Raw genomic sequence first — 26,847 nt, 5'->3', positions numbered from 1 at the left:
CTTACTTGATCGCAGCTTGAACTAAGTCCAAGGATGGTCCGCTAAACCATGATTTAGGGGCTAATCATGACACAAACTGCTGCTGGCTCACCTGTTGAACCACAAAAATTAAAGACCGTCGTGGCCGCTTCGGCCGCTGGGACCGTTTTTGAGTGGTATGACTTCTTTATCTTCGGCCTTTTGGCTTCGGTGATGGGCCAGCACTTTTTTGCAGGATCCCCGCCTGCGGCTCAATTTATCTTCGCGCTCTTGACCTTTGGTGTTGGCTTTGCCGCGCGCCCGCTTGGGGCAATTGTCTTTGGCGCGATTGGCGACACCAAGGGCCGCAAAGGGGCCTTTTTGGTCACCATAGTAATGATGGGGGCTTCAACCTTCGCGGTCGGCCTTTTGCCAGATTATGACCAGATCGGCATTTGGGCCCCGATCCTGTTGGTCGCGCTGCGGATCGCACAAGGCTTTGCACTGGGCGGCGAATATGGCGGTGCAGTCATTTATGTGGCTGAACATTCGCCTGCCCATAAGCGAGGCTGGAATACGTCGTGGGTGCAGACCTCGGCCGCCGGCGGCTTACTCTTGGCGCTCATGGTTGTGTTCTTGACCCGTGTGATTTTGGGCGAGGAGGCTTTCCAATCCTGGGGCTGGCGCTTGCCTTTCCTGTTGTCGGTTTTCTTGTTGGCGATTGCTTTGTGGATCCGGTTGCAATTGGAAGAAAGCCCAATGTTCAAGCAGCTGAAGGAAGAGGGGGCAGCCTCGAAAGCGCCTTTGTCTGATGCCTTTGGCAAGTGGGATAATCTCAAGCTGATCCTACTCGCCTTGTTTGGTCTGATGATGGCGCAGGGCGTAGTTTGGTATACGGGCTTCTTCTACGTCCAAGTCTTCTTGGAGCGGCAGTTGAAAGTTGACCCCCAAACCATCAATATCTGGCTGTTGGTCATCACCACCTGTTCAGCCGTGCTTTATGTTTTCTTCGGGTGGCTCTCGGACAAATTGGGCCGCAAGCCCGTCATGCTGGCAGGCATGATCTTGGCGGTGGTGAGTTTCTTCCCGGCCTTCCATCAACTGGCAAAGGCTGCCAATCCCGCGCTAGTGGCCGCCCAGACTGCGACGCCCATTCTTGTGCGGGCCGACCCTGCGACCTGTTCGGTTCAATTCAACCCGGTTGGCAAAACGCCAGACGGGCGGGATGCCTTCTCGTCGAGCTGTGATGTGGCCAAGAGCTATCTGACCAATTCTGGCATCTCCTATGATAATGAGGTGGCCCCTGCAGGTGCCGTCGCGCAAGTCAAAATCGGGACTGTTGTCCTCGACAGCGTGGATATCTCTGCCCTTGATGCCAAGGCACAAAAGGCGGCCAAGGATGCTTTCGGGGCCAAATTGAAAGCGGCTTTGAAGGCGGCAAACTATCCCGATAAGGCAGACCCAGCCAAGATCAATCATCTGGCCGTTCTGGCCTATTTGATGGTGTTTGTGATTGCCGCTACCGCCCTTTATGGGCCTTTGGCCGCCGCCTTGGTGGAGATGTTCCCAACCCGCATCCGCTATACAGCCTTGTCTGTGCCCTATCACGTCGGGACTGGTTTCTTCGGCGGCTTCATGCCGGCAACGGCAGTCGCTATCGTGGCAACGACAGGCAATATGTATTCAGGCCTTTGGTATCCGGTGATTATTACCGCCATCAGCGTCGTGGTGGCTTTAATCTTCCTGCCCGAGACCAAAGATCGTTCCATTCGGGATCTCTAAGATGGGCTTATCACAACCGTTTGATGGGAGAAGCTGACGCACCCGTCATTTTTTGATTGATCCTTTAGAAATTTGTGTCATGCTAGGCTTAGAAGCGATCCATCAAGAGGTCGCTCTAAGCTCATGGACCAAAGCTGGGATGCCAAAGACCCGGTACATAGATAAAATGGGAGTGATTGAAAGCATGACAACGTCGCACATTACCAAAGACGCCCTCTATGACGCGGTCGCGCCAACAGATTTCGCTGCCATGTTGGAGATTGATCGGCACACCAGCCGCTCAACCGCTTTCGACAAAATCATCTCGGCCACCCACGACCACTTCTGGGATCCAACCGACAAACGCTACATCGATTTTGATGAGCCGTTTGACATGGAAAATCAGGCTCTATTGCCAGATCATATGGTTCCCGCTTTGGAGACCCCCTACGTCCAAGAATTTTTCAAGGACAAGCCGAAAGAACTGATCCGCTTCAAGAATGAAATGGCGCGCTGGCAATTGTCGGCCATTTTGCATGGCGAGCAAGGCGCGCTGAACCTGTCGGCTTCGCTGTGCCACGTGCTGCGCGATGCGGGAGCTCAGGAATATGCGGCTAACCAAGCCCGTGAAGAAGCCCGCCACGTGGCAGCCTTTGCGGCCTATATCAAAGCCCGTTGGGGCAGCCCTCTGCCCTGTGGTGAAGTCCTCAAGACCTTGTTGGTCGATATTGTTCATGCGCCCGAAGTTTATAAGAAAATCGTCGGCATGCAGATGCTGATCGAAGGCCTCGCCATGGGTGCCTTTGCCATGATTTATAAGGAATGGAATGACCCGTTAGCCCGCAAGCTGACGCAATTGGTCATGACGGACGAAGCCTTCCACCACAAGTTTGGTAAAATCTGGGCTGACCGCACCATTCCAAAGCTCGATGCGGCAGAGCATGCCATCGTTGAAGACTGGGCCGCGCATTGCTTCCAGACCTTGTTGTTCAACCTTGTGGCGCCACACCAAATGCGCGCCATCTATGACCAGTTTGGTCTCGACCCAGATATCGTCATGGTCCAGTTCCAGGAAATGGCGACTGATGCCGACCGCCGCGAGCGGATGAAAGAAGCCACCAATATCTTCCGTGTTCTGGTGAAGACTTTGTGGAATGCCAACATCATTACCGACCGCACCAAGGCCTTTTATGCGATGTATGTCGACTTCGCCGAGTTTGAAGCCGAAGGTGAGCATATGGTTGGCGATGATATTGCCGAAGATGGCATTCGCTTCCTGCAAGCGGTCAATTTCGGCGTAAATGCCGATGCCTTGAAGCAAGTCAAGATTGCCGCCGAATAGGGCATTCTCCCTCTTGATCCGATTAGGCCCCGCTGTTCCTCAGCGGGGCTTTTTCTTTGGACTGGCCTTGTTAGGAAGACGCAAAACATGAGCTGGACTTCTGCAAAGTCTAGTCAGGTTGAGAAAGATTTGTGGCAAAGGTTTAAGCGCCTCGCAGTGGCTATTAACCCTTATTAACCGCTCATTTACCGTAACACCCTCAAGTCGAGCAGTACGAAGAATGTCGAAACCACAATTTGGACTGTTCAAATTCTGCGAAGCAGTAAATGAACGATCTCGGTAGCTGAATTTCTTCGGAAATTTCTTGTGGGGCCGCAGAACTTGGCGGAAGAGTGATTCGAATGAGCGGACAGTCGCCATGGAGTGTGAAAGGCGTAGAGCCTAAAACACGCGAGGCTGCGAAGGATCTCGCACGCCGCGAAGGTTTGACGCTGGGCGAATTGCTGAACCGATTGATTGCAGAGACTGATGAGCCTGCCGCAAAGCCGATTGCTACCGCAAAATCTGCTTCCAGCTTCGGCCAAGAAGCCAGCCGCTTAACCGCTGCCCTTGAACAATTGACCCGCCGCCTTGAAGCCGGTGGCGTGGAAATGAGTCCCGCGGCGTCTGCTCCGGCGATTGGTGACCGTTTGGTGCAGAAGTTTGAAGCCAAAGCCACTGGCAGCGATACAGCCATCGGGCGGATTGAGACCCATTTAGACGATCTTCGCGAGACCCAAGTTGTTTTGAGTGAGCGCCTGCGCCGCATTGAATCGCAAGACCCATCGCATGCATCGCTCGCGGCCTTGAAGTCGCTCGAGTCAGCATTGGCCCGCTTGTCGACCCAAGTGTTTGAGACCGATACGCGGGTAGGCCAAATCGAGAAAGTCACCCAAGAGGCTATTCAGACCGTTGACCAAAGCTTGGGCTTGGTGGCTGAGCGCTTGGCTTCAACCGAGGCCTTGGCACAAGAAACCAATAGCCGCTTTGCCGAAGCCATGATCGACTTGTCAGCCCGTTTGACCGGGCTTGAAGAAGTTGGTGACCGGCCAGGTGGGTCGGATGTGGCGGCTTTAGAAAGCCGCTTGGGTCAGTTGGAAGAAATTACGACCCAAACCATTGAAGGGGCTAATCACGGCATCAATCTGGTGACCGAGCGGGTCAATACGATTGAGTCCCACGCCCAAGATAATGCCTCCCGCATGGTCGAGGCATTGGTTGAACTGTCAGCCCGCCTGACCCAGCTTGAGGGGGCAGGCAAGACGGGCGATACGCTGACAGCGGTTCAGGCGCTTGAGACCAAGACGACTGAGCTTTCGGCGCAATTGCAAGAATTGAATGCCAAGATTGAGGCAACCCGCGCTGAGTTGCAGGGGCAAGTTGAGGCCGCGCTTTCAGGTGGCGTCGGTAGCCAAATGACGGAAGTGGCCCAAGCCCTCGCCAGCCGTCTCGATGCCAGCGAACAGCGCAGCCATGAGGCTTTTGATCGCGTCAATGCCAAACTAGCTGAAGCCACTCAGACTTTGGATGAGCGCTTAGCTCAACTTGAAAATCGCGAGAGTTCGCCTGATCAAACAGGCTCTATGGCGATGAAGCTGGAGCTTGCGCGCATTACCCGCGCCATTGACGAGAGATTGTCGTCGATTGAGCGGCATGATGCTTCGGTCATGGAGCAAGCAGGGCAACATATTCAGCGCTTGGCGCAGAATCTGGGTGATCGTCTTGATGCGTCCGAGCGTCAATCGGCTGAATCCATTGCCACGATCAGCAAGCAAATGCAGGAATTGGCCGATCGCCTTGCTGCCAATCATGACAGTGCGCTGCAAAGCCTGGCTTCCAGCGTTGGCGGTCATGATCAGAAAACCCGTCAGATGCTCGATGATGCCTTAGGGCAGGTGCGCAGCGAGATTCAGTCCGTCGATGCGCGTGTTCAGGCCCTGATCGCGCCGCTGCAGCGCGACTTTGCCGCCATGGGCGAGCGTTTGGACAAGGCTGAGCAGGGCAGTGTCGCTTCTTTTGCTGAGCCCATTTACGACCCCAATCATGCCGTTGATGTGGGTGGGCCTGCCCGCGAAGACATTGGCTTTGTCAATCCGATCGATTTGCCAAACGACGATGGCTTTAGTTTTGAGTCCAAGCTCGATCCTTTAGCTAAGCCAGAATTTGACGACCCGTTCTTTATGGATCGTCCAGCTCCCACGCCGCCATCGGCACCAACGGGTACGCCGCGCCGCGGTAGTTTTGGCTCGCCCTTCCCAGAGGGTGATGACGGTGAGCCATTGCATGACTTTGCCGATCTGCGCCACGATGTGCCTGACCCGCTTGCTGGCGGGGATGAGCCTTTTGCCGATGCACTGGAGCCGATGGCGCTCGACCCAAAAGGGCCAATGGATGATGACCTAGATGATGGCTTGTCGCTGTTGGACAATGATTGGGATGAGCCCACTTATCCGACCAGTCGAGCACCAGATTATTTGGTCGCGGCCCGCCGTGCGGCTAATCAGGCTGCCGCTGCGCGCGAAGCAGCACAAACCAAAAAGAAGCCCGCCCTTTCACTGAAGATGCCTGCGGGCAAGGACAAGAAAGCCGAGGGTCAAAAGGCCAAGCCAACGGCAAAGGCGAAAACGCCGCCAGTGGGCAAAGAGGTCGCTAAGGACGGCGCAAAGCCTAAGGCACCCCTGTCGCCAGTAGGTATTGCTGCGGCTGCGGCCTTGGTCGCCACCGGCGGCTTTGCCGTCTATAACCAGTTAAAGCCGTCTTCGAATGCCGATGAGAAGCCAGCAGCGCTTAATCAGGAAAATGTGCCGCTGCCGCCAGAACTGGCCGCTCAAGCAGCCCCACCTGCCCCGGTAGAAGGCGCTGTTCCAGCACCGGGGGCGGAGGCAACGGCCACACCTGCCACGCCAGCTGACGCGTCAGCTGTGGCACCCGGTGCGACCCCAGCTGCGCCAACGGCTACGCCGGCTCCAACGGCAGCTGCTGCACCTGCAGCACCTGCAGCGGCAGTAGCAAGCCCGCCGCCGCAATTGCCAAAGGCGCAATTGGTTCCACCGACCGCAAAGACCACCACGCCCGCGGCTCCTGCCGTCACGCCACCTCCGGCTAAACCAGCGCCAGCTAAGCCTGCGCCAACTGCGCAGCAATTAGAGGCTGCTCGGGTTATGGCTTCGGCCGAAGCACAAGCCCGTGCGGCAAAGGCCCGCGCCGATGCCCAGCGTGAACGTGTCCGTACGCCTACCTTCAATGCTGCGCGTTCTGATGCGGCACCTCGCCCAGTCCAGCGCGCTGCTGCTCCACCGGCCACGCGCGTGCCAAGCATTGCGAAAGCGCCCGCCGCAGCCCCTGCAACCCCACCCCGTGTGGCTTCCGTCGCACCCCCCGCTGTCGCAGCGCCTGCAGCTGCAACCGCTGCCGCTGTGCCAGTCGCGCCCGCAGTGGCAGCACCCAGCCAGCCTCGGCCTACGCCACCGGCTGCCGCCGCAACGGGTTCCTTGTTCGACCAAGCCATGTCGCGTGAGCAAGCCGGCGATGCCGCTGGCAGTATCGCGTTGTTACGCCGTGCTGCCGATGGTGGCGACACGCGGGCGATGAACCGTTTGGCCAGAAAATTTGAAAATGGCGATGGGGTTGCGAAGGACTTGGCGCAAGCCCGCGCCCTTACAGAACGCGCTGCTGCGCGGGGCAGTCGCCAAGCTATGCATAACTTGGGCGTCTATTACGCCAATGGTGATGGTGTGCCGCAAAACATGGCGCGCGCCGCTGAAAGCTTCCGTCGTGCTGCCCAGCGTGGGGTTACCGATTCTCAGTTCAATCTGGGTGCGATGGCAGAGCAAGGCCTTGGTGGGCCAAAGTCTGATGTACAGGCCTATTATTGGTTTGCTTTGGCAGCCCGTGGCGGCGATCAAGATGCAGCCGCAAAAGTTCGAGAAATTGGTGCGCGTCTGACGCCTGAGCAGCGGGCCGCACAAGATCAATTGGTAGCGCAGTTCCGTCCAGAGACTGGATCCCAAGACTAGGTGCCCCTATGTCGACCCCAAATTTAGGTATTGTTGAAGGCTATTTCGGTCAACCTTGGTCATGGGATGATCGCCGCGCGGTGGTGGAGACCTTAGCCCCCTATGGCTATCGGTTTTTTCATTATGCGCCCAAGGGTGACCCGTTTCTGCGGCGGCGTTGGGTTGAACCCCATCCCCTGCAAGAAGCCGGACAGATTTCGCAATTTGTTGCCTTCTGCCAAGGCTTTGGGGTGCGCGTCGGCATCGGCCTCAGCCCATTTGAGGCGTTTAACGACTTTAATGGCAATGTCCGCAATACCTTCATCAATCGCGTGGAAGACTTGGTCTCTTTGGGTATTCAAGACCTAGGAATTTTCTTCGACGATATGCATTCAAGCCTGCCAGATTTGGCGCAGCGGCAAATCGAGATCATGCATCTGGCGCGCGATACTGCACCGCAGCTAAAGCTGGCCATGACCCCGACCTATTATTCCAATGATCCTGTGCTCGATCGCGTTTTTGGCCGCCGGCCAGACTATTATTTGCGCGAATTGGGCGCAGGCCTTGATCCCAACATCGACATTTATTGGACCGGCGAAGAAGTTTGCGCGCGCGAGATTTCAGTGGGACATCTGCGCCAGATTGGCGGGCTCTTAAATCGTAAGCCACTCTTGTGGGACAATTACCCCGTCAATGATGGTCCGCGCATGAGCCAATATCTTCATCTGCGCGGCTTTACGGGCCGATCGCACCGCTTAGCGGAATGGGTTTCTGGCCACGCCATCAATCCGGCTTTGCAGCCCCATTTGACCTGTATCCCCGCAATTACTTTGGCCAAGGCCTATCAGGACGGCGATGATTACTGTTATGGTGCCAGCGGCTATGCCGCCTCGGTCAAGATATTGGGCCAAGAATTGGCCGATATGGTTCTCGCTGACTTGATGAGCTTTCAGGATCTAGGTCTCATGAAGCTTGCCAAACGGCGCGAAGCTTTGATTGAGCGCTATAGCCCGATCCAGCATCCCGCCGCGCGTGAAATTCTCGCGTGGCTACAGGATGAGTATTCTGCCACGATGGAAATGGTTCAAACCCAATAAGCCTTAGCGGCGGCTACTGGCCCGCGCCCGGGCAAGCTTGCGTCGTGATAAGAGGCTCGGCCCTTCGGTGGTTTCAGCCTCTGCCAGAACCCCGATCAAACGCTCCTTCAAGACCGTGATCCGCCGCGCATCGAGAAGTTTCAAGCCGCCGCGATCGCGCAGATAAAAGGCATCGGTTGCCCGTTCGCCGACGCTATCAATATGGGCGGAAGTTACATTCAGGCCTTCATCTTCAAACACTTGAGCCAAATCTGCCAAGAGGCCAGGGCGGTCACGACCGGACACTTCGACAATGGTGTCAAAGGCTGCGCCCTCATTATCGATCATGATCACAGGCTCAATGGCAAAGGCGGCCGTGCGATTGGTGGGCTTTTTAATGCTTGAAGCTTGTTGCGCGAGTGGCGCTACGGCGTTTTGCTTCCCATCTGACGCAAGGACGGCCCGTAGGCGTATAAACAGCCTGTCGACGGCGTCTTGTCGGCCCTCGCCAAAGGCTGCCCCCGATTGATCCTGCAGGGCAAAGACGTCGAAGGCTTGGCCGCCTTTGGAGGTATGGACTCGCGCATCAATGACATTGGCCCCGGCTTGGGCAAATACGGCGGTGAGGGCTGCAAATAGACCCGGTTGATCTGGGGACAAGACCAAGACTTCGGTGGCACCGCGGCTGGGTGCAGGACGTGAGGCCAACCAGAAGGGGGCTTCTTCATGCAGGGCCTTGGCCACTTCGGCCCCATGCCATTTTTGCTGATCGGTATCAAAGCCCAGCCAATAGGCATCTTCGAGGCTGGTGAAGAACTCGGCCAGAATCGGGTCAATCAAAGCCTGTGCCCGACGCTCGTCGGCTTGGGCTTTCAATTGGCGGCGCACAAAGCCTTCATCCGACCTGCCACCGCGCAGGGTTGCTTCTGTCAGCTTATACAGGTCGCGCAGGAGTTGGGCTTTCCAATCATTCCAGACACCAGGCCCCACGGCCCGAATGTCAGCCACCGTCAGAACCAGAAGCAAGCGCAATCGTTCGAGCGTGCCCACGGTTGCAGCAAAGTCTGTAATGGTTTTCGGGTCGCCAATATCGCGGCGCTGGGCCACTTCGCTCATGATTAAGTGGTGGCCCACAAGCCAAGCTACCAAGTCTACCTCTTCGGCATCGAGGCCCAACCGACGACAGGCAATGGTGGCTGCCTTTGCCCCTTCAATCTGCTGATCGCCTTCCCCCTTGCCCACATCATGGAGAAGCATGGCCAGATACAGCGCGCGGCGATTGGCGATACGGGGGAAGAGCTCGGTTGAGACCGGCAATTCCTTGCTTAGCCTGCCATGCTCAATATCTGAGATATTGGCGATGCCGCGCAGCGTATGTTCGTCCACGGTGAAGTGGTGGTACATATTAAACTGGGTCTGGCCGACAATGCGGCCAAATTCGGGGACGAATTTTCCAAGCAAGCCCGCCTCATTCAAAAGACCCAAGGCGCGGGCTGGGTCTTTCTTGGAGGTGGCGACGGCCAAGAAACTGGCGACAGATTTCGGGTCATCGCGCATGATCCGGCCCTTAGCCGCCATGCTGGTGACGCGCGCCAAGGCTGAGGGGTCCATATCGAGGTCCAGCTCATCGGCCATTTTGAAAATATCGATCAGGGCCGATAAATCATCGGCAATCTGGTCAGGATGGGCAAAGCCGATGCGGCCGTGGTCTTCCACAAAGCGGGGGTCATCGAGAAGCTTGGCCTTTTGCGGGCTGGCAAAGAAGCGTGAAATACCGCGAGGGGCGGCCTTTTGCCGGTCCAGCTCCAGCCGCGCCGACAAGATGCGCGTCAAGGACCCAACTTGTTTGGTGACAAGGAAATAGCGCTTCATAAAGCGCTCTACCGCGGGATTATCGGCCCGGTCGCCATAGCCCATGCGGCGGGCCATTTCGGGTTGCAAGTCAAAGGTCAAGCGCTCCTCGGCCCGCCCGGTCAAGAAGTGCAAGTGGCAGCGCACGGTCCACAGGAATTCAGCGGCCTGATTGAAGTGCTTCATATCTTCGCGGCTGAAAATGCCCTTTTCGACAAATTGGCTGACATCATCGGTGCCGTGAATATATTTGGCGATCCAGAACAAGGTATGCAGGTCGCGCAGGCCGCCTTTACCATCCTTGATATTGGGCTCAACCATATAGCGGCTTTCACCCGTACGACGGTGACGATTATCGCGCTCGGCCAGTTTTGCGGCGACAAAGTCTGCCGCTGTGCCGTCAAACAAATCCTTGCGTAGCCTTATTTCCAACTCGCGGAACAACAGCTTATCGCCACAGACAAAGCGGGTTTCCAGCACCGAGGTTCGGATTGTCATGTCTTCGCGGGCGGCGCGCAGACATTCAGAGATGGTGCGCGAGGCATGGCCAACTTTCAGCCCCATGTCCCACAACATATAGAGCATATATTCAATCACGCTCTCAGCCCACGACGCATCCTTGATGGGTCGCACAAACATCAAATCGACATCGGAAGACGGGGCCATGGAATTGCGGCCATAGCCGCCCGTGGCACACACGCTTAGCCGCTCTGCCGCGGTTGGGTTGCGGGCGCGGAACACGTGGGTTGTGGTGAAATCATAGAGCGCTGAGATCACTTGATCCTGCACCGCCGCCAACAGATGAGAGCAATCAAGGCCGCCCGCGCCACTCTCCAAGCGCTCTTGCGCAATCAAGCGCCCGCGAAACAAAGCGCCCTTCAGCAAGTCCAAAGCGCGCGCCCGGGCCGCCTTTTCATCGCCCAAATGGTCCAGCGCTGCGGCAGATAATTGCACGCGGAGACGGTTGCCATCGACAACGGCTTCAATCGACCAGGGCTTTAAGGGGGTGCGCTTTGGTTTGTTCATGCAACTTCATGCACGCACAGGGGTTGATTTGTCATTAGGAAGCGTGCGGTCGAACTGCCAATCCCGCGCTTTCATTTAGTCTGATACTGGCTCTGGGGCCCAAAATTGTTTGAGCTTGAAGCCAGAGCTGGCATGTGGATCGGCACAAAACCACGCCACGCCGCTGGTGGGTAAATGCTCTCGCAAGGAAGCTTGGCCAGCCTTTTGCTCGCCATCACCCTTCATCAGGCTGCGCGCCAGATCATGTAAGCCCGGATCATGGGCGATAACCATGACCCTTTTGGCCTTCGCCGTCTTGGCCGCATTCAGATAGATGCTGGGCGCGGCCAAATAGAGATGGCGCGACAAATGAACCTGCGCATCTGGAAACGCGGGCTGACAGGCATCCCATGTCTCTGCGGCGCGCAATGCGGTGGAGACCAAAGCCAAATCCAACTCGCACCCCGCCTCTCGCAAGCGTCGTGCTTGAGCTGCCGCCTGAACCCGCCCGCGCGGGGTTAAGCCACGGCTGAAATCATCGCGTGCTTCATGGGGGCGCACGGCTTTGCCGTGGCGAAACAAGATGAGGTCGGTCAGCATAAGCTTTTGGGCGTCCTTACGGGGATGGCCTAGCCTATAGCCTGCTTTGAAAACTTATTCTGACACGGCGCTGCACTTTTTTCTGCCGCCTGTCGAAATCGTGATCCGCTCAAGTGTCATGCTGGTGAGAACGGGCCTTCGGACCACATTGCGCCCCCCCTCGACCAGACACTGTGTCTGGGTCATAAAACCAATGGAGACTGACTATGCAATTCATGTTGATTATGAACGAAACCGAAGCTGAACGGAATAAGCGCAATGATCCAGCTGAAGCTGGGGCCTATTGGGGCGGTTGGACGGCCTTTGTCCAAGCGATCCAACAAGCCGGTATCGTCATCAATGGCGACGGGCTGCAGCCACCACAGACAGCCACGACCCTGCGTATCCGCGATGGCAAGCGTGTGGTCCAAGACGGCCCCTTTGCCGATACGAAAGAGCAATTAGGCGGCTATTTCGTCATCGAGGTGCCAGACCTCGATGCAGCACTGGAGTGGGCGGCAAAGTCCCCAGCGGCCAGCGGCGGCTCGATTGAAATTCGCCCAATCATGCCACCTCCTCCCCAAGGCTAAACATGGGCGATGCGCGCGTTACGCCGGCCCCGGTTCCCGGCAAGGACAAAATTGTCGAGACGGTGGTTGGCGCGGCGCGCGCCTCCTATGGTCGCCTTGTTGCGCTTTTGGCCGCGCGCGATGGGGATTTGGCTGCCAGCGAAGATGCTTTGTCAGAGGCCTTTGCTGCAGCCCTCAAGGTCTGGCCCACGCGCGGTATTCCCGCCAATCCCGATGCGTGGCTTTTGACCACAGCCCGCAACCGCCTGATCAATGCCCATCGGCATGAGGCCGTCAAAGCGCGCGGTATGGATGAGATTTTACGTCGGATGGATGCCCCCTCAGCGGCCCAAGAGCCGATCCCAGACCAACGCTTGGCCTTGATGTTTGTCTGCGCCCACCCGGCCATTCAAGACGACATCCGCACCCCCTTGATGCTGCAGACCATCCTTGGCCTCGACGCCGCCCAGATTGCCTCTGCCTTTCTGGTCTCACCCACCACCATGGGCCAGCGCTTGGTGCGCGCCAAAGCCAAGATTAAGGCTGCCGGTATCGGCTTTAAAATCCCCGACCTCGACGCCTTGCCAGAGCGATTGGAAGACGTGTTATCGGCGATCTATGCCGCGTTCGGCACGTCCTTTGACGCGGTGGCAGGCTCTGATGACTGTAACATGTCGCTGGCTGAGGAGGCCATCTTTCTCGCCCGCGTGCTCGTGTCCCTGATGCCGCAAGAGCCAGAAGCTTTGGGCCTTTTGGCGCTGATGCTCTATGTCGATGCGCGCAAGGCTGCACGTTGGGGGCCGGATGGGGCCTTTGTGCCCCTCAAGGATCAAGATGCGAGCTTGTGGGAACGCGCCAAGATCGTCGAGGCCGAAGACCTTCTCGTCCGCGCCTCAAAGCTGAACCGGCTCGGCCGATTTCAGATCGAAGCGGCCATCCAGTCCATCCATGTCCAAGCCCCCATCACCGGCACAACCAATTGGGCGGCGTTGCGATCTTTTCATGAACTCCTGCTTACCCATCGCCCAAGCATTGGTGCCTTTGTTAGCTATGCCGCCGTCCTGCAAGCCATGGGGCAGGGCCGCTCTGCCCTTGAGGTTCTCACCAGCCTCGATGCCAGCGATGTTAGCAGCTATCAACCCTTTTGGGTGACCTTGGCTGCCGCCCATCGCGCTTGCGACGAGGTTACTGCCGCAGCAGTCGCGATGGAACGCGCGATAGGCCTAACCGAAAACCCCCAGGTGCGCGCGTTTTTATTGCGCGAGCGGGAGGGGTGAGGGGGCGTTGGTCGAAAGCCGAAGGGCTGGGTTTGGGGGCGAGCGGAGGCGAAAGCAGACGTCTTGAGGTCTTGAGCGTTAACCGCCCCTCATGCTCCTTAGCTGATTTTAGGTTGTTCTGCGTCTGGTCGTCTGATAACCTTAGCGTATGATCCGTCCGCCTGAGCACTTCGAGACGAACCGACTTCGGTTGCGTCCTATACAAGAAAATGATGCTCTAGCTGTATTTGAAGCCTGGGCTGGGAGCCCACTTGCCACCCATTATATGAACTTTCGGCGGCACGAAAGCTTGTCGGCGACAGAAGCGTTTACCGCGCGATGCGCTGATTGCTGGCGGGCGAGTACGGCCTTCCCTTGGGCCGTCGTCGCGAAATCGACCGGGAATTTGTTGGGGTGCATCGAGCTGCGTGTTTCGCCACCCAAGGCGGACTTTGGCTACATTTTTTCTGAGATGGCTTGGGGTCAAGGATTTGGCACGGAAGTCGCCACAGCAGTTGTAAATTGGGCTATCGCTCAGCCTCAGATTTTTCGGGTATGGGCGACTTGCCACCCCGACAACATGGCGTCAGTTAGGGTCTTAGAGAAAGCGGGCCTCTCATATGAGGCGACACTTACCAACTGGGAAGCTCGCCCACAAATAGATGAGCCCGCAGGCCCGAGCGCCGTATATGCCATCACCAAGTCAGCAAATCGCTCCCCGCCGTAGCGTCCATTCCATCAATGGGATGCACCGTGGCCAAGGAATTTCTGAGATCGTCGATGCTTGGCAGCAGCCAAATGACTCGGAACGGTTCAAGGCCGCACTTCGCTTGCCTTGAAGCCGCCGGACAATTGTCTCTGCGCAATCTGAGGTGTCAATGGGTAAGATCGACTTCGTCGACGCGCGAAGCGCGCCCATTGACACCTCAGATTGCGCGCACAAACTCGACTTGAGCCTTTGCGGAGGCATAGCCTGCGGCAAAGGCGATCTAGATAGAAAAAGCCAGAACTTGCGGCCAAAGGAGCCATTGAGCGGTCGACTTATCGGGCGACGGGTAGAGGGAGGCACCCTTGCGAAAAGCAGGCAGTAATTCGCCTATTTGAGCGCTTGGCTTCCGACACATAAATTTGCGGAAGAGAAGCCCTCACCCCCGCCCCCTCTCCCAGAGGGAGAGGGGAGTTCGAATCCCCCTAATGCAGCTTAAACTTGGGCCGGATGATGTGGTTGACGTGGCCGATGACGATCAGGGTGACGCCGCGCCACCAGCCGTGGATGGCGATGAGGTGCATGCGGTAGAGCGACTGATAGACCATGCGGGCGACCCAGCCTTCCACGCGCATCCGGCCGCCCACCAGATTGCCCATCAGGCTGCCCACGGTAGAAAAGCGGCTGAGTGACACGAGCGACCCATGGTCGTGATAGACAAAATCCTGCTGTGGTTGGCCTGCTTGGGCGCGGACCAAATTATGGAAGACTTGGGCGGCCATTTGGTGAGCGGATTGGGCGCGCGGCGGGATCGGGCGGTCGCGACCCGGCAGCATGCAGGACGCACAATCCCCCAGCGCATAAATGCGGTCGTCTAAGCTGGTCTGCAGGGTAGGGCGCACGACGACTTGATTGCCCCGCGTGAGTTCTAGGTCGCCCATGGTGCGGATCTCGTCGGCGCCCTTAACCCCGGCAGCCCACACAATCAGATTGGCCTCAATGACCGCCCCGGCGCTGGTATGGACTTCGTTTTTCGCCAGACGCACCACCTGGGTATTATCCAGCACTTTGACACCCAGTTTTTCGAGCTCATGCTTGGCGCTTTCCGCAAGCTTTTCATCGAGCGCGGGCAGGATACGGGGGCCTGCCTCAATCAGCGACACTTCGAGCTTGGATTCATCAAATACTTCGAGGCCATAATGGCGCAGGGCTTTGGCGGCACTATAAAGTTCGGCCGCAAGCTCTACCCCCGTAGCACCGCCCCCTACGATACAAATGCGCACAGCCGCTTCGGTATCGCCGGTCTGATGGGCGTGGTTGGTGCGCAGGCAGGCGTTCAGAAGCTTTTGGCGGAAGCGGTCGGCCTGTGGGCGGTCTTCCAGAAACATGGCATGTTCGCGCACGCCCGGCACGCCAAAGTCGTTTGAAATGCCGCCCATGGCCAGGACTAGATAATCATAACGGATCGTATGCCTGCCAATAATCTCTTCACCGCGCTCGTCCAGCAATGGCGCGGTGGTGACGGTGCGGCCGACCCGGTCAATGCTTTCAAGACTGCCGTTAAAGAACCGATAGCCCCAGCGCACGGCATGGCCGCCATAGCCCACTTCATCGAGATTGGCGTCAAGGGAACCAGCCGCCACTTCATGCAGCAAGGGCTTCCACACATGGGTTAAGTTGCGGTCGATCAGAATGATGTCATGGGCCTTGCGGCCATAGCGAGAGCCGAGCAAGCGAACGAGTTCGAGGCCGCCAGCACCCCCGCCGACGACCACAATTTGTGTCTTTTTCTGACCCACTCGATTCCCCTGCGACCGCCACATTGCGCCCTTTGGCCTTATCAGTGAACGGACGGCGGACTCAAGCCAGAACTTGCCAGCCGCGCCACGCGTTCGCGGCTGGCCACGAGATGAACAGTCACAGGGGTAATAAAGCCAGTTTTTGGGCGTTTAGCGGTAAAGCAGATTGGGCAACCATGTAGCCAAGCCCGGCATCAGCCAAATCAAACCGACAGCGACAAGCTGCAAGCCAATAAAGGGCACGACACCGCGATAAATGTCGACGGTTCTCACACCCGGTGGGGCCACCCCGCGCAGATAGAAGAGCGCAAAGCCAAATGGCGGGGTTAAAAACGAAGTCTGTAACACCATGGCCATCATCACGGCCAACCAAACAGGGTCTGCCCCCATCACGATCAAAGGCACGGCGACCAAGGGCACGACGACAAAGCAAATCTCGATGAAGTCCAAGAAAAAGCCCAACAGGAACATCACCGCGAAGGTAAACAAAAGTGCCCCTGTTAAGCCGCCGGGGACGGCCTCAAGCATGCCGGCAACCCATTCATCACCGCCTAGGCCGCGGAATACCAAGGTGAAGAGCGCAGCCCCAATTAGGATTGTAAACACCATGGCATTGATGTCGGCGGTGGATTTCAATGCGGGGGCGAGAGACTTGGCCCCATGCAGCGCCCAAAGCCCTGCGATCACACCTGCTCCCGTCACGAGGCTGAGGGCAATCGAGATGAAGAGGACAAGCTGCCCCGGCAAAGTGGCTTGCCCGGCTAGGCTTGGGATGTCGATAAACAAGCGGAACGCCACCAATAGGACCAGCGCAGCACCGCCGCCCAAAATGATCCGGCTTAGGGTACTGCGTGTCCTGCCTGCGTCTTGCTCAATACGTTGACCGGCCAAAAGGGCTGCCCCGGCAGCACCCACCGCTGCCCCTTCGGTGGCGGTTGCAATGCCCGCGAGGATAGAGCCTAACACAGCCAAGATCAGCAATAGGGGCGCAAGCAGGGCTTGAACCACGCGCGAAAGCTTGGGGTAATCCCCGCCTGCCGCCGGGGCCGCCTTCGGCTGACTCCACGCGATAAAGATTTGATAGAGCAAATAAAGCCCGACCAGCACAAGGCCCGGGATAATCGCGCCAGCAAACAAATCGCCAACCGAAACAGCCTCGCCCCCCGACTTGCCCATTTCAAGCTGGGCACGCTGGTTCGCATTGCCAATCACATCGCCCAATAGGATCAGCACGATCGAGGGCGGGATGATTTGACCCAAAGTGCCAGCGGCGGCGATTGAGCCCGTCGCGATCTTCACATCATAGCCGCGCGCCAACATGGCCGGCAAAGCCAACAGCCCCATGGTGACAACAGTGGCCCCAACCACCCCTGTCGAGGCTGCCAGAAGGGCGCCTACAAGGGTGGTGGAATATAAAAGCCCACCCCGAAACCGGCCAAACAAATCGCCCATCGTGGTCAATAGGTCTTCGGCGATCCGGGAACGCTCTAGGATAACGCCCATTAAAACAAAGAGGGGCACAGCCGTCAGCGTGGCATTCCCCATTGTGCCGAACACGCGTTGGGGAAAGGCGGCAAAATAGGAGGGTTGAAACACACCCACGGCCATGCCCAACAGGCCAAAAACCAAGGCAACACCAGCCAAGGTGAAGGCAACCGGATAGCCCATCATCAACACCACGATGAGGGACAGGAACATTGCGATGTCTAAAATGCCATGCAGGTCCATCTTTATGATCCTACAGGTTCGGTTGGGGATTGGGGGGTGGGCGTTTGTGGTGCGGCGGGCGGGGCTTCTGAGCCTTCCAACCCGCGCCAGCGCAAGGCAGCCCGTCCAGCATGGGCCACACCAGCCATCAGCATGGTGACCGCAAAGAGCGGCATGGCCGTTTTCAACAGATAGACAAAGGGTAGACCGTCTGTTTCAGGGCTTTTTTCGCCAATGCGCCAGGCAAGCTCTACCACAGGGCCGCTATAGATCAGCAGCAGCACCATTACCGGTGCCAAAAGCACGCAGAACCCAATCAGATCGAGCGCAGCCTTGGTGCGTTCGCTCACATGTTCATAAACCACATCCACGCGGACATGGGCATTGGTGATCAAGGCAGCGGGGGCCGCCATCAAAAACCCAAGCGCGTGCGCATACATCACTGTTTCATTGAGGCGGGTGAAGCTTTCGCCAAAAATATAGCGCAACAGCACGGTGCTGAGCATGCCAAAGGCCAACACCAATAAGCAAGCTTGGGCGAACTTGCCGAGCCAAAAGGCAATATCCTCTGCGATCGCGTTCAAGGTGCGCTGGACGCCTGCGATACGCTCACCCCAGATCACAACCCCCAGCGGGGTTAGAAGGAATGGCGCTAAACCGCCGAGAATAATGACGGCAATGGCCCCCAAAGGCTCACCGAGTAGTTGCGGGCTCATGGGGCACCCAAGCTTAGGGTGCGCTGCCGCTCTGCCAGATAAATGCCTTCGGCCTCTTCACTCCAAGGCCGCATGGCACGATAGGCCTTTAGCCAGCTTTGATAGATGCGGCCTGCCAAGGGGTCTGCTGCCCCGGCTTCGGCCCACATGACTTGGGCAATTTTGGCGGCTTCCTTGATAACGTCATCGGGCAAGCGACGCAAAGTTACCCCATATTGGGCTTTCATCGCTTCCATCGCCACCCCATTCTGATAGGTGAATTCGCCGACGGAAATGGCATAGCTTTCGCGGCAAGCTGCCCGCAGAATTTCCTGATGCACCTTGGATAATTTATCAAACTTACCCTTATTGACCCCGACCGCCAAAATCGCGCCGGGTTCATGCAGGCCAGGGGCGTAATAATAGGGGGCCTCGCGATAAAAGCCCAAGCCGATGTCGTTCCAAGGCCCTACGAACTCTGCCGCGTCGATCACGCCCGATTGCAAGGCCTGATAGATTTCGCCGCCGGGCATGGCAACGGCTGCGCCACCCAAGCGGCGGATCATCTCCCCGCCAATGCCGGGAATACGCATTTTTAGGCCCTTTAGGTCGGCCAGGCTTTTGATTTCACGCTTGAACCAGCCGCCTGCCTGATGGCATGTATTGGCCGCTGCCATCGGTACAATGCCAAAGCCTGCGGCTAATTCTTCCCACAGTGCTTGGCCGCCACCATGATCTAGCCAACCCATTTGCTCCATCGCCGTCATGCCAAAGGGCACAGCGGTAAAGAAGGGATAGGCAGCATTCTTGCCCTGCCAATAATAATCGGCGGAATGATAAAGATCGGCCGAACCCGTGGCCACGGCGTCAAATACTTCAAAGGCGCCGACCAATTCGCCTGCCGCATAGACTTTGATGTCTAAAGTGCCGCCTGATAGGGCAAGGGCACGCTGTGCAATGCGCTCCGCGCTCATGCCCAAACCCGGCATGCCTTTGGGCCAAGAGGTGACCATATTCAGCCTAACGGCCCCGGCCACAGCGCTTTGAGTGGCCGCTTGGCCCTGTGCACCGACGCCTGCACCGGCACCAGCCACACGTGCTGCCGCAATGCCTGCTCCCGCACCAGACAACGTGCCAATCGCAACCGCAGTTACCAGAGTTCTCCGATCCATCCTGTGCACTTCCCCTAAACTGGCCCTCAACGGGTTATGGCAAGGTCGATCAAGGTGCCCAAGATCGCCTCTGTCCACCCGACTGCGCCATCCGCGCGTGATTTTCCAACCGTCGTTAACCGCGTTAGCATGACTACAGACGGTTCCGCGGTCAATTTTGCGTTAGGCATGGGTCAAATGAAGCTAAAAGTCGGATCGGGGCACTTATCTGTCCGCGCCGGCGGCAGGCGAAGCATTGGTCTTGGAAATCAGGCGGGGGGCAACAGCGGTGACGGATCTAAAGGCAAAACCATCAGCCTACTGAATAAATCTTATTCTTGGGTCTGATTTTGTTTGTCAAAGCCATTCCCGCTGGCTAGCCTTCCAATAATCCAGAGTTGGTGTGTTTGATTGGATGGTTTGACGTGAAGACGTGTTTGAATTGGTTCGTCGCCTGTTTGATTTCAGGCCTGATTGTCACCACCGCGCCCATCGCCCATGCGCAGGAGCCGATTATTGACATGCATCTGCATGCCTCTGCCGCCAATGAGCAGGGTCCAGCCCCTTTGGCGATGTGTAGCCCCATGGACCCGATGCCAGCTTGGGATCAGACCACCGATTATGAAACCTTCCTGATGGCTTGGTTCAAAAATCCAAAGTGCGCCAATCCGATCTGGTCGCCCATGACCGATGATGAGATCCGCACCAAGACCTTGGAGATTATGAATCGTCGCAATATTTTCGGCGTCGTCAGCGACAAATATGCGCGCTTGAAAGTGTGGAAGGCTGCCGCCCCAGACCGGATCATGAATGGGCTTTTGCCCGAACTTCCGCCAAAGGGTAATTTAACCAAGGAATTTGCCGAAGCTAAAGCGGCTGGCATCATCACCATGATTGGCGAGCTTGGCACCCAATATATCGGCATTGCGCCCAATGATCCGAGGATGGAGCCTATTTGGGCGGCGGCAGAGGCCAATGATTTGCCCGTGGCATTACATGTGGGCCCGGGCCCTCCAGGGGTCGCCTATATGCCGGGCTCTGGCTATCGCGCGCGTTTAAGCAGCCCGCTTTTGTTGGAAGATGTGCTGGTGAAGCACCCAAAGCTGCGCATCAATGTGATGCATGCGGGCTATCCCATGTTGGATGACACGCTGGCCCTGATGTATGCGCACCCTCAAGTCTATCTCGATACAGGCGTGATTGTTTACACCCAGCCTCGACCAGCCTTTTATCGCTATTTGCAGGCCTTGGTTGAGGCTGGCTTTGGTGAGCGCATCATGTTTGGTTCTGACCAAATGGTATGGCCGGAAACCATTGAAGTCGCCATCAAAGTGATTGAGGACGCACCCTTCTTAAGCGCGCAGCAAAAGCGCGATATCCTCTATAATAATGCGGCCCGCTTCTTACGTCTGGACGAGGCCACGCGCGCCAAACATCGCGCCATGGGGGCTAAGTAGGCTGGCTGGTTGAAAAGAAGGCCTTATCGAACCCTTCAACCAAGGGCAGGGCCTGTTTGACCTTGTCTAGGCCCAGCTCTGTCAGCCGCACTCCCTTCCGGCGACGGTCGTCTGCGGCGAGTTTGCGCGTCACAAGCCCATCCCGGTCCAAACGGCTGATGATCTGGGATACCAGCATCCGGTCGAGGCGCAAGAAGTCGGCCAATTGTTGTTGCGATAGATTACTGCCGTCTTGGGTTTTCCACCCGATGGTGGCCAAGAGCGCAAATTGCGGCTGGGTGAGCGATAATGGACGCAAGATATGATTGAGGCCGCGCTGCCACGCCATAAAGCGTACCCAATATTGAAAGCCCGGACTGGCCTGAGGGCCGGTAAAGTCCGAAAGTTTCGCCCAATCCAAGCAGCAATCTCCCCTTCGTGCGTATTTAGGGTCCGGCGGCCTCGGCAAGATTTTTGAGACCTTGCAAGGTCACAGGCAGGCCGCGACGGAGCGACGGACCAATCAATCTTTTGAACAGAAAGCTTGTTGGGCCTTTGAAGTAAACCCCGTGGGTTACGCGTGTCCCCAGAGTGGTCGCTTCGAGGTGATGGTCAAAGCCCATGGTGCAACCGGGCAGACCTGATTCTACACGAAATTGAGTTGGTTGGGTTACAGAGACCACCTTAATCTGCGCTTTTGGCCCTGAGCGGGGCTTAAGCCAACCCCGGGTATTGGGGGTCAATCCCTCCGGCAGAGAAACCTCGAGAACTTCTTCATCCCACTGCGGCCAATTGCGAACGTCTTGATAGAGGGCAAACACGGTTTCGGGTTTGGCTTGGATCAAAACTTCATGGGTGATCATGGCTGGCGCTCCGCCGCTATTAATAAACACATTTACAAATAAACCTACGGGTTAGGCCTGTCAAGCGGGCATCCAAAGCAGCGCTTTGTGCGGGCAGGGGCAGGGCTGGGATTTGACCTCACGGCGTGATTCCGCCACAAGGCGTGGCAACAACCTCCCACTCCAAGTAAAGAATGAGACGTGAATGGCGAACCGTGCACTTTTGGCAATTGAAGCCAAGGCTTGGCCTTTTGAACAAGCCCGTTTGCTGTTGGACCGGGTCAAGAAAATCGGCAAGCAAGGACCCGTCATTTTCGAAACTGGTTATGGCCCGTCGGGGCTTCCCCATATCGGCACTTTTGGCGAAGTGGTGCGCACAACCATGGTGCGCCAAGCCTTTATCGCGCTGACCAATGGCACGATAGAAACCCAATTAATCTGTGTCAGCGACGATATGGATGGCATGCGCAAAGTGCCTGATAATGTGCCTAATCCAGCCGCCTTAGAGCCCTTTCTGCAAAAGCCTTTGACCGATGTGCCCGACCCATTTGGCACCCATGAAGGCTTTGCCCAGCACAATAATGCCCGCCTGCGCGGCTTCCTCGACAGTTTCGGCTTTGACTATCAGTTCAAGTCTGCGACCGAGCTTTATCGTTCCGGCGCTTTTGATGCGACGCTTTTGCGTGCGCTTGAAAAGTTTGACGAGATTATGGGCGTCATGTTGCCGACTTTGGGCGAAGAGCGGCGCGCCACGTACAGCCCTTTCCTGCCCATCTCGCCCACCACGGGCCGCGTCCTTTATGTGCCGATGAAGGCCACGGACGCCAAAGCAGGCACGGTCACCTTTGCCGATGAAGATGGCACAGATATCACGCTCCCCGTCACGGGCGGGCATGTCAAAATGCAATGGAAGCCAGACTTTGGCATGCGTTGGGCAGCCCTAGGTGTCGACTTTGAGATGTATGGTAAGGACCATCAGACCAATGGCCCGATCTATTCCAAAATCTGCCGCATCTTGGGCGCAGAGCCACCCTTGCAATATTGCTATGAACTCTTCCTCGACCAAAATGGCGAGAAGATTAGTAAGTCCAAAGGCAATGGTATCTCGGTCGAGCAATGGTTGACCTATGCGCCGCCCGAAAGCCTGTCTTTGTATAACTTCCAAAAGCCGCGGGCGGCCAAGAAGCTCTATTTCGACGTCATTCCCCGCGCAGTGGACGAATATGTCCAGTTTCTCGATGCCTTTCAGCGGGAAGAGCCTGCCAAGCAGCTCGAAAACCCGGTCTGGCATATTCATAATGGCCAGCCGCCGCACTCTGGCTCGCCCATCAGCTTTGCGCTGCTCCTCAATCTGGTCTCAGCCGCCAATGCAGAAACCAAAGAGGTGCTGTGGGGCTTTATCAAGCGCTATGCGCCAGACGCGACACCCGCCGAACAGCCCTTGCTGGATCAACTCGCAGGCTTTGCCTTAGCCTATTATCGCGACTTCATTCAGCCGACCAAGAAGTTCCGTGCACCGACGGAGGCAGAGCGTGCCGCCATCTTGGACCTCAAAGCCCGCCTTGAGGCTATGGGGCCTGATATGCGCGACGGCGATGAAATCCAGAATATGGTGTTTGATGTCGGCAAGACCCACCAGTTTGAAAACCTGCGTGACTGGTTCAAAGCGCTCTATGAAGTTTTGCTCGGCCAGGAACAAGGCCCTCGCTTTGGCGGCTTTGTCGCCTTGTTTGGCGTGACAGAAACCATGGCTCTGATTGAGGAAAGGCTGGCTGCATGGTCTTAAAACTGCGTGTCGCGACCTTTGCTGATATGCCCGAAATGAAGGCCTTGATGGCCTTGGCGATCGGGCAATTGATGAATGATTTTCTGACGCCCGAACAAGTTGAGGGTAGTCATGAGACCATGGGGATCGACACCCAGTTGATCGAGGACGGCACCTATTTTGTCGTTCAGGAAGAGGACGGCAAAATCGTCGGCTGTGGCGGCTGGAGCCGGCGCGGAACGCTCTATGGCGGCGATCACAGTGCAGGGCGCGATAACCGCTTGCTAGACCCCGCAACCGAACCTGCCCGAATTCGCGCCATGTATACCCATCCAGAGCATGTGCGCCGTGGTATTGGCCAAATGATTATTGATGCGGGCGAGGCTGCTGCCCGTGCTGAAGGCTTTAAAAGTGCACAAATGGGGGCCACTTTGGCGGGAGAGCCGCTCTATCGCCGCTGCGGCTATGAGCTGATCGAAGTGATTGAGAAGCATGCCAAAAATGGCGCCGTCATCCCCCTTAAGATCATGGGCAAAGCGCTTTAGACAAACAAGAAAGGTCGCTGGTTGCCCAGCGACCTTTCCATTGCCAGACCGGTGAAACGGCCCAGTCTCAATTCGAAGAAACGCTTCTAATCGCTAAGCGTTCGCCTCCGAAGGGATCCTGACAGACATTTCACTCAGGCGCAGACAATGAGACATAGGATCACCTCCTTTCAGTTGCTAATGGGACCCCCATAGCGCCTTAGTTTGACGCATCTGTCTAGGGGGGTGGGAGAAACTTTGCGATTTGACGCTGGGCATCCCCAGACCCAAACGATGTCATCCCCGATGGCGTCAGCCAATCGGGGACCTTGATCCGCAAAGCCCCACGGGGTCCCCGCTCTCCACTTCGTTCCGGCGGGGATGACCTTGTTGGGAACCCCCATCTACCCTTAACCCCCCAACACGCCACGCCACAGGACCGCCATCTGATACACTGTCGGCACGCCGATGATCAGCATGAAGGGGAAGGTGATGCCGAGTGAGGAGGTAAGGTAGATGGCAGGATTTGCGGTCGGAAAGGTGGCGCGCACGGCGGCGGGCGCATCAATGTAAGAGGCAGAAGCTGCAACCGCCCCGATAACAAAGGCTGAGCCCAAGGGCAGGCCTGCCCAGGTTGCAAGGCCGGAGGCGAGCGCCCCATGCACCATCGGCATCACCACGCCAAATACCGCCATAGCCGGGCCCACTTTGGCAAATTCCTTTAAGTGACGGGCCGCCGTCATGCCCATTTCCAGCAGGAACAGGACCAAAACTCCCCGGAACAGATCGACAAAGAAAGGCTCGATCTTGGTGAAATTCTTCTCGCCAATCAGGCCACCGATCAGAAGGCCGCCACCCAATAAGACAAGGCCGCGCCCGCGCAGGGTCTCCATCAAAATCTCGGTCAGCTTGCCCGGATCACCATTAGAGCGGCTCATGGCAAAGCGGCCGTAAAACAGGGCGACCAAAATCGCGAGTTCCATCAGGGCGACAAGCCCCGTCACATAGCCGTCCATCGGCGTGCCCTTGCTCTCAGCATAGGTGCGGGCGACCACGAAGGTCACCGAGGAGACTGAGCCATAGAGGGCCGCAACGCCTGCCGCATTGGGCGTGTCAAAGCGCAGAACGAATTTGGCAACCAAAAACGCCATCAGGGGTAAAAGGAAGATCAGGGCGGCAGTTACCCCAAGGCCATTGGCAATGTCCTTAAAGGCCACGCTGGCAAGCTCTTGCCCGCCTTGCAGACCAATCGAAAACAACAGAAATATCGCAAAAATCTTGATGACGGCTTCGGGGATTTCCAAATCCGACTTGATCAAAGTGGCGATCATGCCCAGCAAAAATGCCAACGTGATCGGCGATACGAGGTTTTCAAGCAAGACTTCCACTGGCATGTTTGGCTCCTGTCCCGGGGGGTGCGGGGCCGCTGCATAGGGGGTTGCTCAACAAACGAGAAACCTGAAAAGCTGATTAGATTTATCGGAAAAACCGTGGCCAGATGGCCTCCGTCACCGGAACTGACGTTGACGGCGCGCAGCCAGCGTCGCATGAGGGAAGCCATGTATGACGTCGATACCGCCTTTTTGCGCACCTTTGTAACGCTGGCTGATACCCGCAGTTTCTCGCGGACCGGTATCCTGGTGGGCCGGTCGCAATCGGCTGTGTCGGGCCAAATCAAGAAGCTCGAAGAAATCTTCGACCGCCAATTGATTGAGCGCGATACCCGCAATGTTCGGCTCACCCAAGATGGCGAAAAGCTTCTGGGCTATGCGCGGGACATGATTGCTTCGGCCGATGCGATGTTGGCGCGTTTTCGCTCACAAGAGATTGCGGGCGAGGTGCGGTTTGGCTCGCCCGAGGATTTCACAACCGCCCATTTGCCCGACGTTCTGGCCGCCTTCATGAATGCGCACCCACAAGTGATGCTGCATGTATCATGTGCGCTGACGCGGACCTTGATTGATGAGTTTGAGGCAGGCTTGCATGACCTTGTGCTGATCAAACAATCAACCGAACGCGTTCATCCAGGGGCGCGTGCGATCTGGCGGGAAGAATTGGTCTGGGTTGGCCCGTCGAGTGACGCCCTGCCCAAAGCGTTTGAGGAAGCAAGGGCTGTTTTTGACAAGCGCGCTCGGCCCTTGCCCTTGGTCTTGTCGCCTTCAGCCTGTGTATACCGCGAGCGCGCACTGGCAGCTTTGGACCGCGCTAAAGCGCCTTGGACAAGTGCCTTTACCAGCCCCTCTCATGCAGGATGTGCGGCGGCTGTGCGGGCCGGTCTTGGCTATGCGGTGATGCCGCGCGGGCTTATTCAAGACGGCATCGATGTTTTGGGCGATTGGCCGCCCTTGGAAGCCGCCGACATGTGCTTGCTTGAGCCTTCCCGCCAAAGCCCCGCAGCCCAAGCCCTCGCCCACTTCATCGAAGCCCGCATGGCCGAACGCAAAGACGCCGCGAAAGCGTTTTGAGGAATTGGCTTTGCACGGGTGATGGTGTCATGGCGGGTGAAGGGGTGTGTCACAAAAACTTGGAAGCGGTTTGATGATCCATTTTGGTGAAACAGGGTTTTCACCAAAATGGGTCCAGATGGAAACTCCCCCTTCAGTCCGCTTCGCGGCCAGCTTCCCCATGAATGGGGAAGCGGCATGTCCCAGCTATTGCCACATGCCGCTTCCCCGCTCGCGGGGAAGCTCTGGCGAAGCCAGTGAAGGGGTGTTTCAGAAAGCTTTGAAGCGGTTTGGTGACCCTTCCGGCCCACGAAACCGCAAACGAAATTGTTTCTGCGACATCTGGATAGTCAAGTGCGCAGCTTCGCTGCGTCGCAAGCGATCCGTTTTCGAAGAAAACGGACACT

The 26,847-nt window shown here is 57.1% G+C and carries 21 protein-coding genes; 12 read left to right on the top strand and 9 right to left on the bottom strand.

Annotated elements, in window-relative coordinates; all coding sequences use genetic code 11:
* The first annotated feature begins 66 nt into the window (after positions 1-66).
* The 4 genes from IOB61_RS11735 (at position 67) to IOB61_RS11720 (ending at position 8,132) form a co-directional block, all read left to right on the top strand.
* Positions 67-1,740, top strand: a complete 1,674-nt coding sequence (locus IOB61_RS11735) for an MFS transporter (RefSeq protein ID WP_290816814.1) — start codon at positions 67-69, stop codon at positions 1,738-1,740.
* 184 nt (positions 1,741-1,924) lie between these two features.
* Positions 1,925-3,061 (top strand): ferritin-like domain-containing protein, encoded by a 1,137-nt coding sequence (locus tag IOB61_RS11730; RefSeq protein WP_290816811.1) that lies wholly within the window; start codon positions 1,925-1,927, stop codon positions 3,059-3,061.
* A gap of 341 nt (positions 3,062-3,402) precedes the next feature.
* Positions 3,403-7,056 carry a hypothetical protein gene (locus IOB61_RS11725; protein WP_290816808.1) on the top strand — a complete coding sequence of 1,218 codons (3,654 nt, stop codon included), beginning with the start codon at positions 3,403-3,405 and terminating at the stop codon, positions 7,054-7,056.
* 8 nt (positions 7,057-7,064) lie between these two features.
* Positions 7,065-8,132, top strand: coding sequence for a beta-N-acetylglucosaminidase domain-containing protein (locus IOB61_RS11720; protein ID WP_290816806.1), 1,068 nt, complete (start codon positions 7,065-7,067; stop codon positions 8,130-8,132).
* Positions 8,133-8,135: 3 nt separating this feature from the next.
* Here IOB61_RS11720 and IOB61_RS11715 read toward each other — a convergent pair whose 3' ends face one another.
* Positions 8,136-10,988 (bottom strand): [protein-PII] uridylyltransferase, encoded by a 2,853-nt coding sequence (locus IOB61_RS11715; RefSeq protein WP_290816802.1) that lies wholly within the window; start codon positions 10,986-10,988, stop codon positions 8,136-8,138.
* A gap of 75 nt (positions 10,989-11,063) precedes the next feature.
* Positions 11,064-11,567 (bottom strand): histidine phosphatase family protein, encoded by a 504-nt coding sequence (locus tag IOB61_RS11710; RefSeq protein ID WP_290816799.1) that lies wholly within the window; start codon positions 11,565-11,567, stop codon positions 11,064-11,066.
* Positions 11,568-11,773: 206 nt separating this feature from the next.
* On the opposite strand from IOB61_RS11710, the gene IOB61_RS11705 reads away from it, so the two are divergent.
* The 3 genes from IOB61_RS11705 to IOB61_RS16855 all read left to right on the top strand — a co-directional run bounded on the left by IOB61_RS11705 (position 11,774) and on the right by IOB61_RS16855 (position 14,098).
* On the top strand, positions 11,774-12,136 hold the full coding sequence (locus IOB61_RS11705; RefSeq protein WP_290801075.1) for a YciI family protein: 363 nt from the start codon (positions 11,774-11,776) through the stop codon (positions 12,134-12,136).
* Positions 12,137-12,138: 2 nt separating this feature from the next.
* A complete protein-coding gene (locus IOB61_RS11700; protein WP_290816796.1) occupies positions 12,139-13,392 on the top strand; it encodes a DUF6596 domain-containing protein in 1,254 nt (417 codons plus the stop codon).
* Between the two features lie 148 nt (positions 13,393-13,540).
* The gene (locus IOB61_RS16855; RefSeq protein ID WP_367272846.1) at positions 13,541-14,098 is read left to right on the top strand and encodes a GNAT family N-acetyltransferase; all 558 of its coding nucleotides are present in this window, start codon (positions 13,541-13,543) and stop codon (positions 14,096-14,098) included.
* A gap of 464 nt (positions 14,099-14,562) precedes the next feature.
* On the opposite strand, the gene IOB61_RS11695 is transcribed toward IOB61_RS16855, so the two are convergent.
* From IOB61_RS11695 to IOB61_RS11680, 4 genes are all read right to left on the bottom strand, one after another.
* On the bottom strand, positions 14,563-15,876 hold the full coding sequence (locus IOB61_RS11695; RefSeq protein WP_290816794.1) for an NAD(P)/FAD-dependent oxidoreductase: 1,314 nt from the start codon (positions 15,874-15,876) through the stop codon (positions 14,563-14,565).
* 150 nt (positions 15,877-16,026) lie between these two features.
* Positions 16,027-17,604: a TRAP transporter large permease subunit gene (locus IOB61_RS11690; RefSeq protein WP_290816791.1), complete on the bottom strand. Its 1,578-nt coding sequence runs from the start codon at positions 17,602-17,604 to the stop codon at positions 16,027-16,029.
* Between the two features lie 2 nt (positions 17,605-17,606).
* Complete coding sequence (locus IOB61_RS11685) at positions 17,607-18,299, bottom strand: TRAP transporter small permease subunit (RefSeq protein WP_290816788.1); 693 nt, start codon at positions 18,297-18,299, stop codon at positions 17,607-17,609.
* Complete coding sequence (locus tag IOB61_RS11680) at positions 18,296-19,450, bottom strand: TRAP transporter substrate-binding protein (RefSeq protein WP_290816785.1); 1,155 nt, start codon at positions 19,448-19,450, stop codon at positions 18,296-18,298. Before IOB61_RS11680 ends, IOB61_RS11685 begins: the two co-directional genes overlap by 4 nt.
* 404 nt (positions 19,451-19,854) lie before the next feature.
* On the opposite strand from IOB61_RS11680, the gene IOB61_RS11675 reads away from it, so the two are divergent.
* Positions 19,855-20,886 (top strand): amidohydrolase family protein, encoded by a 1,032-nt coding sequence (locus tag IOB61_RS11675; RefSeq protein ID WP_290816783.1) that lies wholly within the window; start codon positions 19,855-19,857, stop codon positions 20,884-20,886.
* Here the strand turns inward: IOB61_RS11675 and IOB61_RS11670 are convergent.
* A complete protein-coding gene (locus IOB61_RS11670; RefSeq protein ID WP_290816780.1) occupies positions 20,879-21,286 on the bottom strand; it encodes a MarR family transcriptional regulator in 408 nt (135 codons plus the stop codon). The genes IOB61_RS11675 and IOB61_RS11670 overlap by 8 nt on opposite strands.
* Positions 21,287-21,311: 25 nt before the next feature.
* Positions 21,312-21,728, bottom strand: coding sequence for an SRPBCC family protein (locus IOB61_RS11665; protein ID WP_290816777.1), 417 nt, complete (start codon positions 21,726-21,728; stop codon positions 21,312-21,314).
* A gap of 184 nt (positions 21,729-21,912) precedes the next feature.
* Here IOB61_RS11665 and IOB61_RS11660 point away from each other — a divergent pair, with 184 nt between their 5' ends.
* A complete protein-coding gene (locus IOB61_RS11660) occupies positions 21,913-23,493 on the top strand; it encodes a lysine--tRNA ligase (RefSeq protein ID WP_290816776.1) in 1,581 nt (526 codons plus the stop codon).
* Positions 23,484-24,017, top strand: coding sequence for a GNAT family N-acetyltransferase (locus IOB61_RS11655; RefSeq protein WP_290816774.1), 534 nt, complete (start codon positions 23,484-23,486; stop codon positions 24,015-24,017). The genes IOB61_RS11660 and IOB61_RS11655 overlap by 10 nt, the downstream gene beginning before the upstream one ends.
* A gap of 389 nt (positions 24,018-24,406) precedes the next feature.
* Here the strand turns inward: IOB61_RS11655 and IOB61_RS11650 are convergent, their stop codons facing one another.
* Positions 24,407-25,390, bottom strand: coding sequence for a sodium-dependent bicarbonate transport family permease (locus IOB61_RS11650; RefSeq protein WP_290816772.1), 984 nt, complete (start codon positions 25,388-25,390; stop codon positions 24,407-24,409).
* A gap of 96 nt (positions 25,391-25,486) precedes the next feature.
* On the opposite strand from IOB61_RS11650, the gene IOB61_RS11645 reads away from it, so the two are divergent.
* Together IOB61_RS11645 and IOB61_RS11640 are read left to right on the top strand one after the other, a co-directional pair.
* Positions 25,487-26,461, top strand: coding sequence for a LysR family transcriptional regulator (locus tag IOB61_RS11645; protein WP_290816771.1), 975 nt, complete (start codon positions 25,487-25,489; stop codon positions 26,459-26,461).
* Between the two features lie 46 nt (positions 26,462-26,507).
* A partial coding sequence (locus IOB61_RS11640; RefSeq protein ID WP_290816769.1) for a hypothetical protein occupies positions 26,508-26,847 on the top strand: 340 nt, incomplete at its 3' end.

The organism is Aquidulcibacter sp. (assembly GCF_020253525.1).
Taxonomy (GTDB): Bacteria; Pseudomonadota; Alphaproteobacteria; order Caulobacterales; family Aquidulcibacteraceae; genus Aquidulcibacter.
This window is presented reverse-complemented; position numbering and strand designations above follow the sequence as displayed.

Bases quoted from the DNA above. Each gene is read 5' to 3' on its own strand.
- IOB61_RS11685 (WP_290816788.1), bottom strand. From the start codon at position 18,299: ATGAGCCCGCAACTACTCGGTGAGCCTTTGGGGGCCATTGCCGTCATT.
- IOB61_RS11710 (WP_290816799.1), bottom strand. From the start codon at position 11,567: ATGCTGACCGACCTCATCTTGTTTCGCCACGGCAAAGCCGTGCGCCCC.
- IOB61_RS11715 (WP_290816802.1), bottom strand. From the start codon at position 10,988: ATGAACAAACCAAAGCGCACCCCCTTAAAGCCCTGGTCGATTGAAGCC.
- IOB61_RS11730 (WP_290816811.1), top strand. From the start codon at position 1,925: ATGACAACGTCGCACATTACCAAAGACGCCCTCTATGACGCGGTCGCG.
- IOB61_RS11690 (WP_290816791.1), bottom strand. From the start codon at position 17,604: ATGGACCTGCATGGCATTTTAGACATCGCAATGTTCCTGTCCCTCATC.
- IOB61_RS11700 (WP_290816796.1), top strand. From the start codon at position 12,139: ATGGGCGATGCGCGCGTTACGCCGGCCCCGGTTCCCGGCAAGGACAAA.
- IOB61_RS11650 (WP_290816772.1), bottom strand. From the start codon at position 25,390: ATGCCAGTGGAAGTCTTGCTTGAAAACCTCGTATCGCCGATCACGTTG.
- IOB61_RS11680 (WP_290816785.1), bottom strand. From the start codon at position 19,450: ATGGATCGGAGAACTCTGGTAACTGCGGTTGCGATTGGCACGTTGTCT.
- IOB61_RS11725 (WP_290816808.1), top strand. From the start codon at position 3,403: ATGAGCGGACAGTCGCCATGGAGTGTGAAAGGCGTAGAGCCTAAAACA.
- IOB61_RS11665 (WP_290816777.1), bottom strand. From the start codon at position 21,728: ATGATCACCCATGAAGTTTTGATCCAAGCCAAACCCGAAACCGTGTTT.
- IOB61_RS11660 (WP_290816776.1), top strand. From the start codon at position 21,913: ATGGCGAACCGTGCACTTTTGGCAATTGAAGCCAAGGCTTGGCCTTTT.
- IOB61_RS16855 (WP_367272846.1), top strand. From the start codon at position 13,541: ATGATCCGTCCGCCTGAGCACTTCGAGACGAACCGACTTCGGTTGCGT.
- IOB61_RS11705 (WP_290801075.1), top strand. From the start codon at position 11,774: ATGCAATTCATGTTGATTATGAACGAAACCGAAGCTGAACGGAATAAG.
- IOB61_RS11735 (WP_290816814.1), top strand. From the start codon at position 67: ATGACACAAACTGCTGCTGGCTCACCTGTTGAACCACAAAAATTAAAG.
- IOB61_RS11720 (WP_290816806.1), top strand. From the start codon at position 7,065: ATGTCGACCCCAAATTTAGGTATTGTTGAAGGCTATTTCGGTCAACCT.
- IOB61_RS11655 (WP_290816774.1), top strand. From the start codon at position 23,484: ATGGTCTTAAAACTGCGTGTCGCGACCTTTGCTGATATGCCCGAAATG.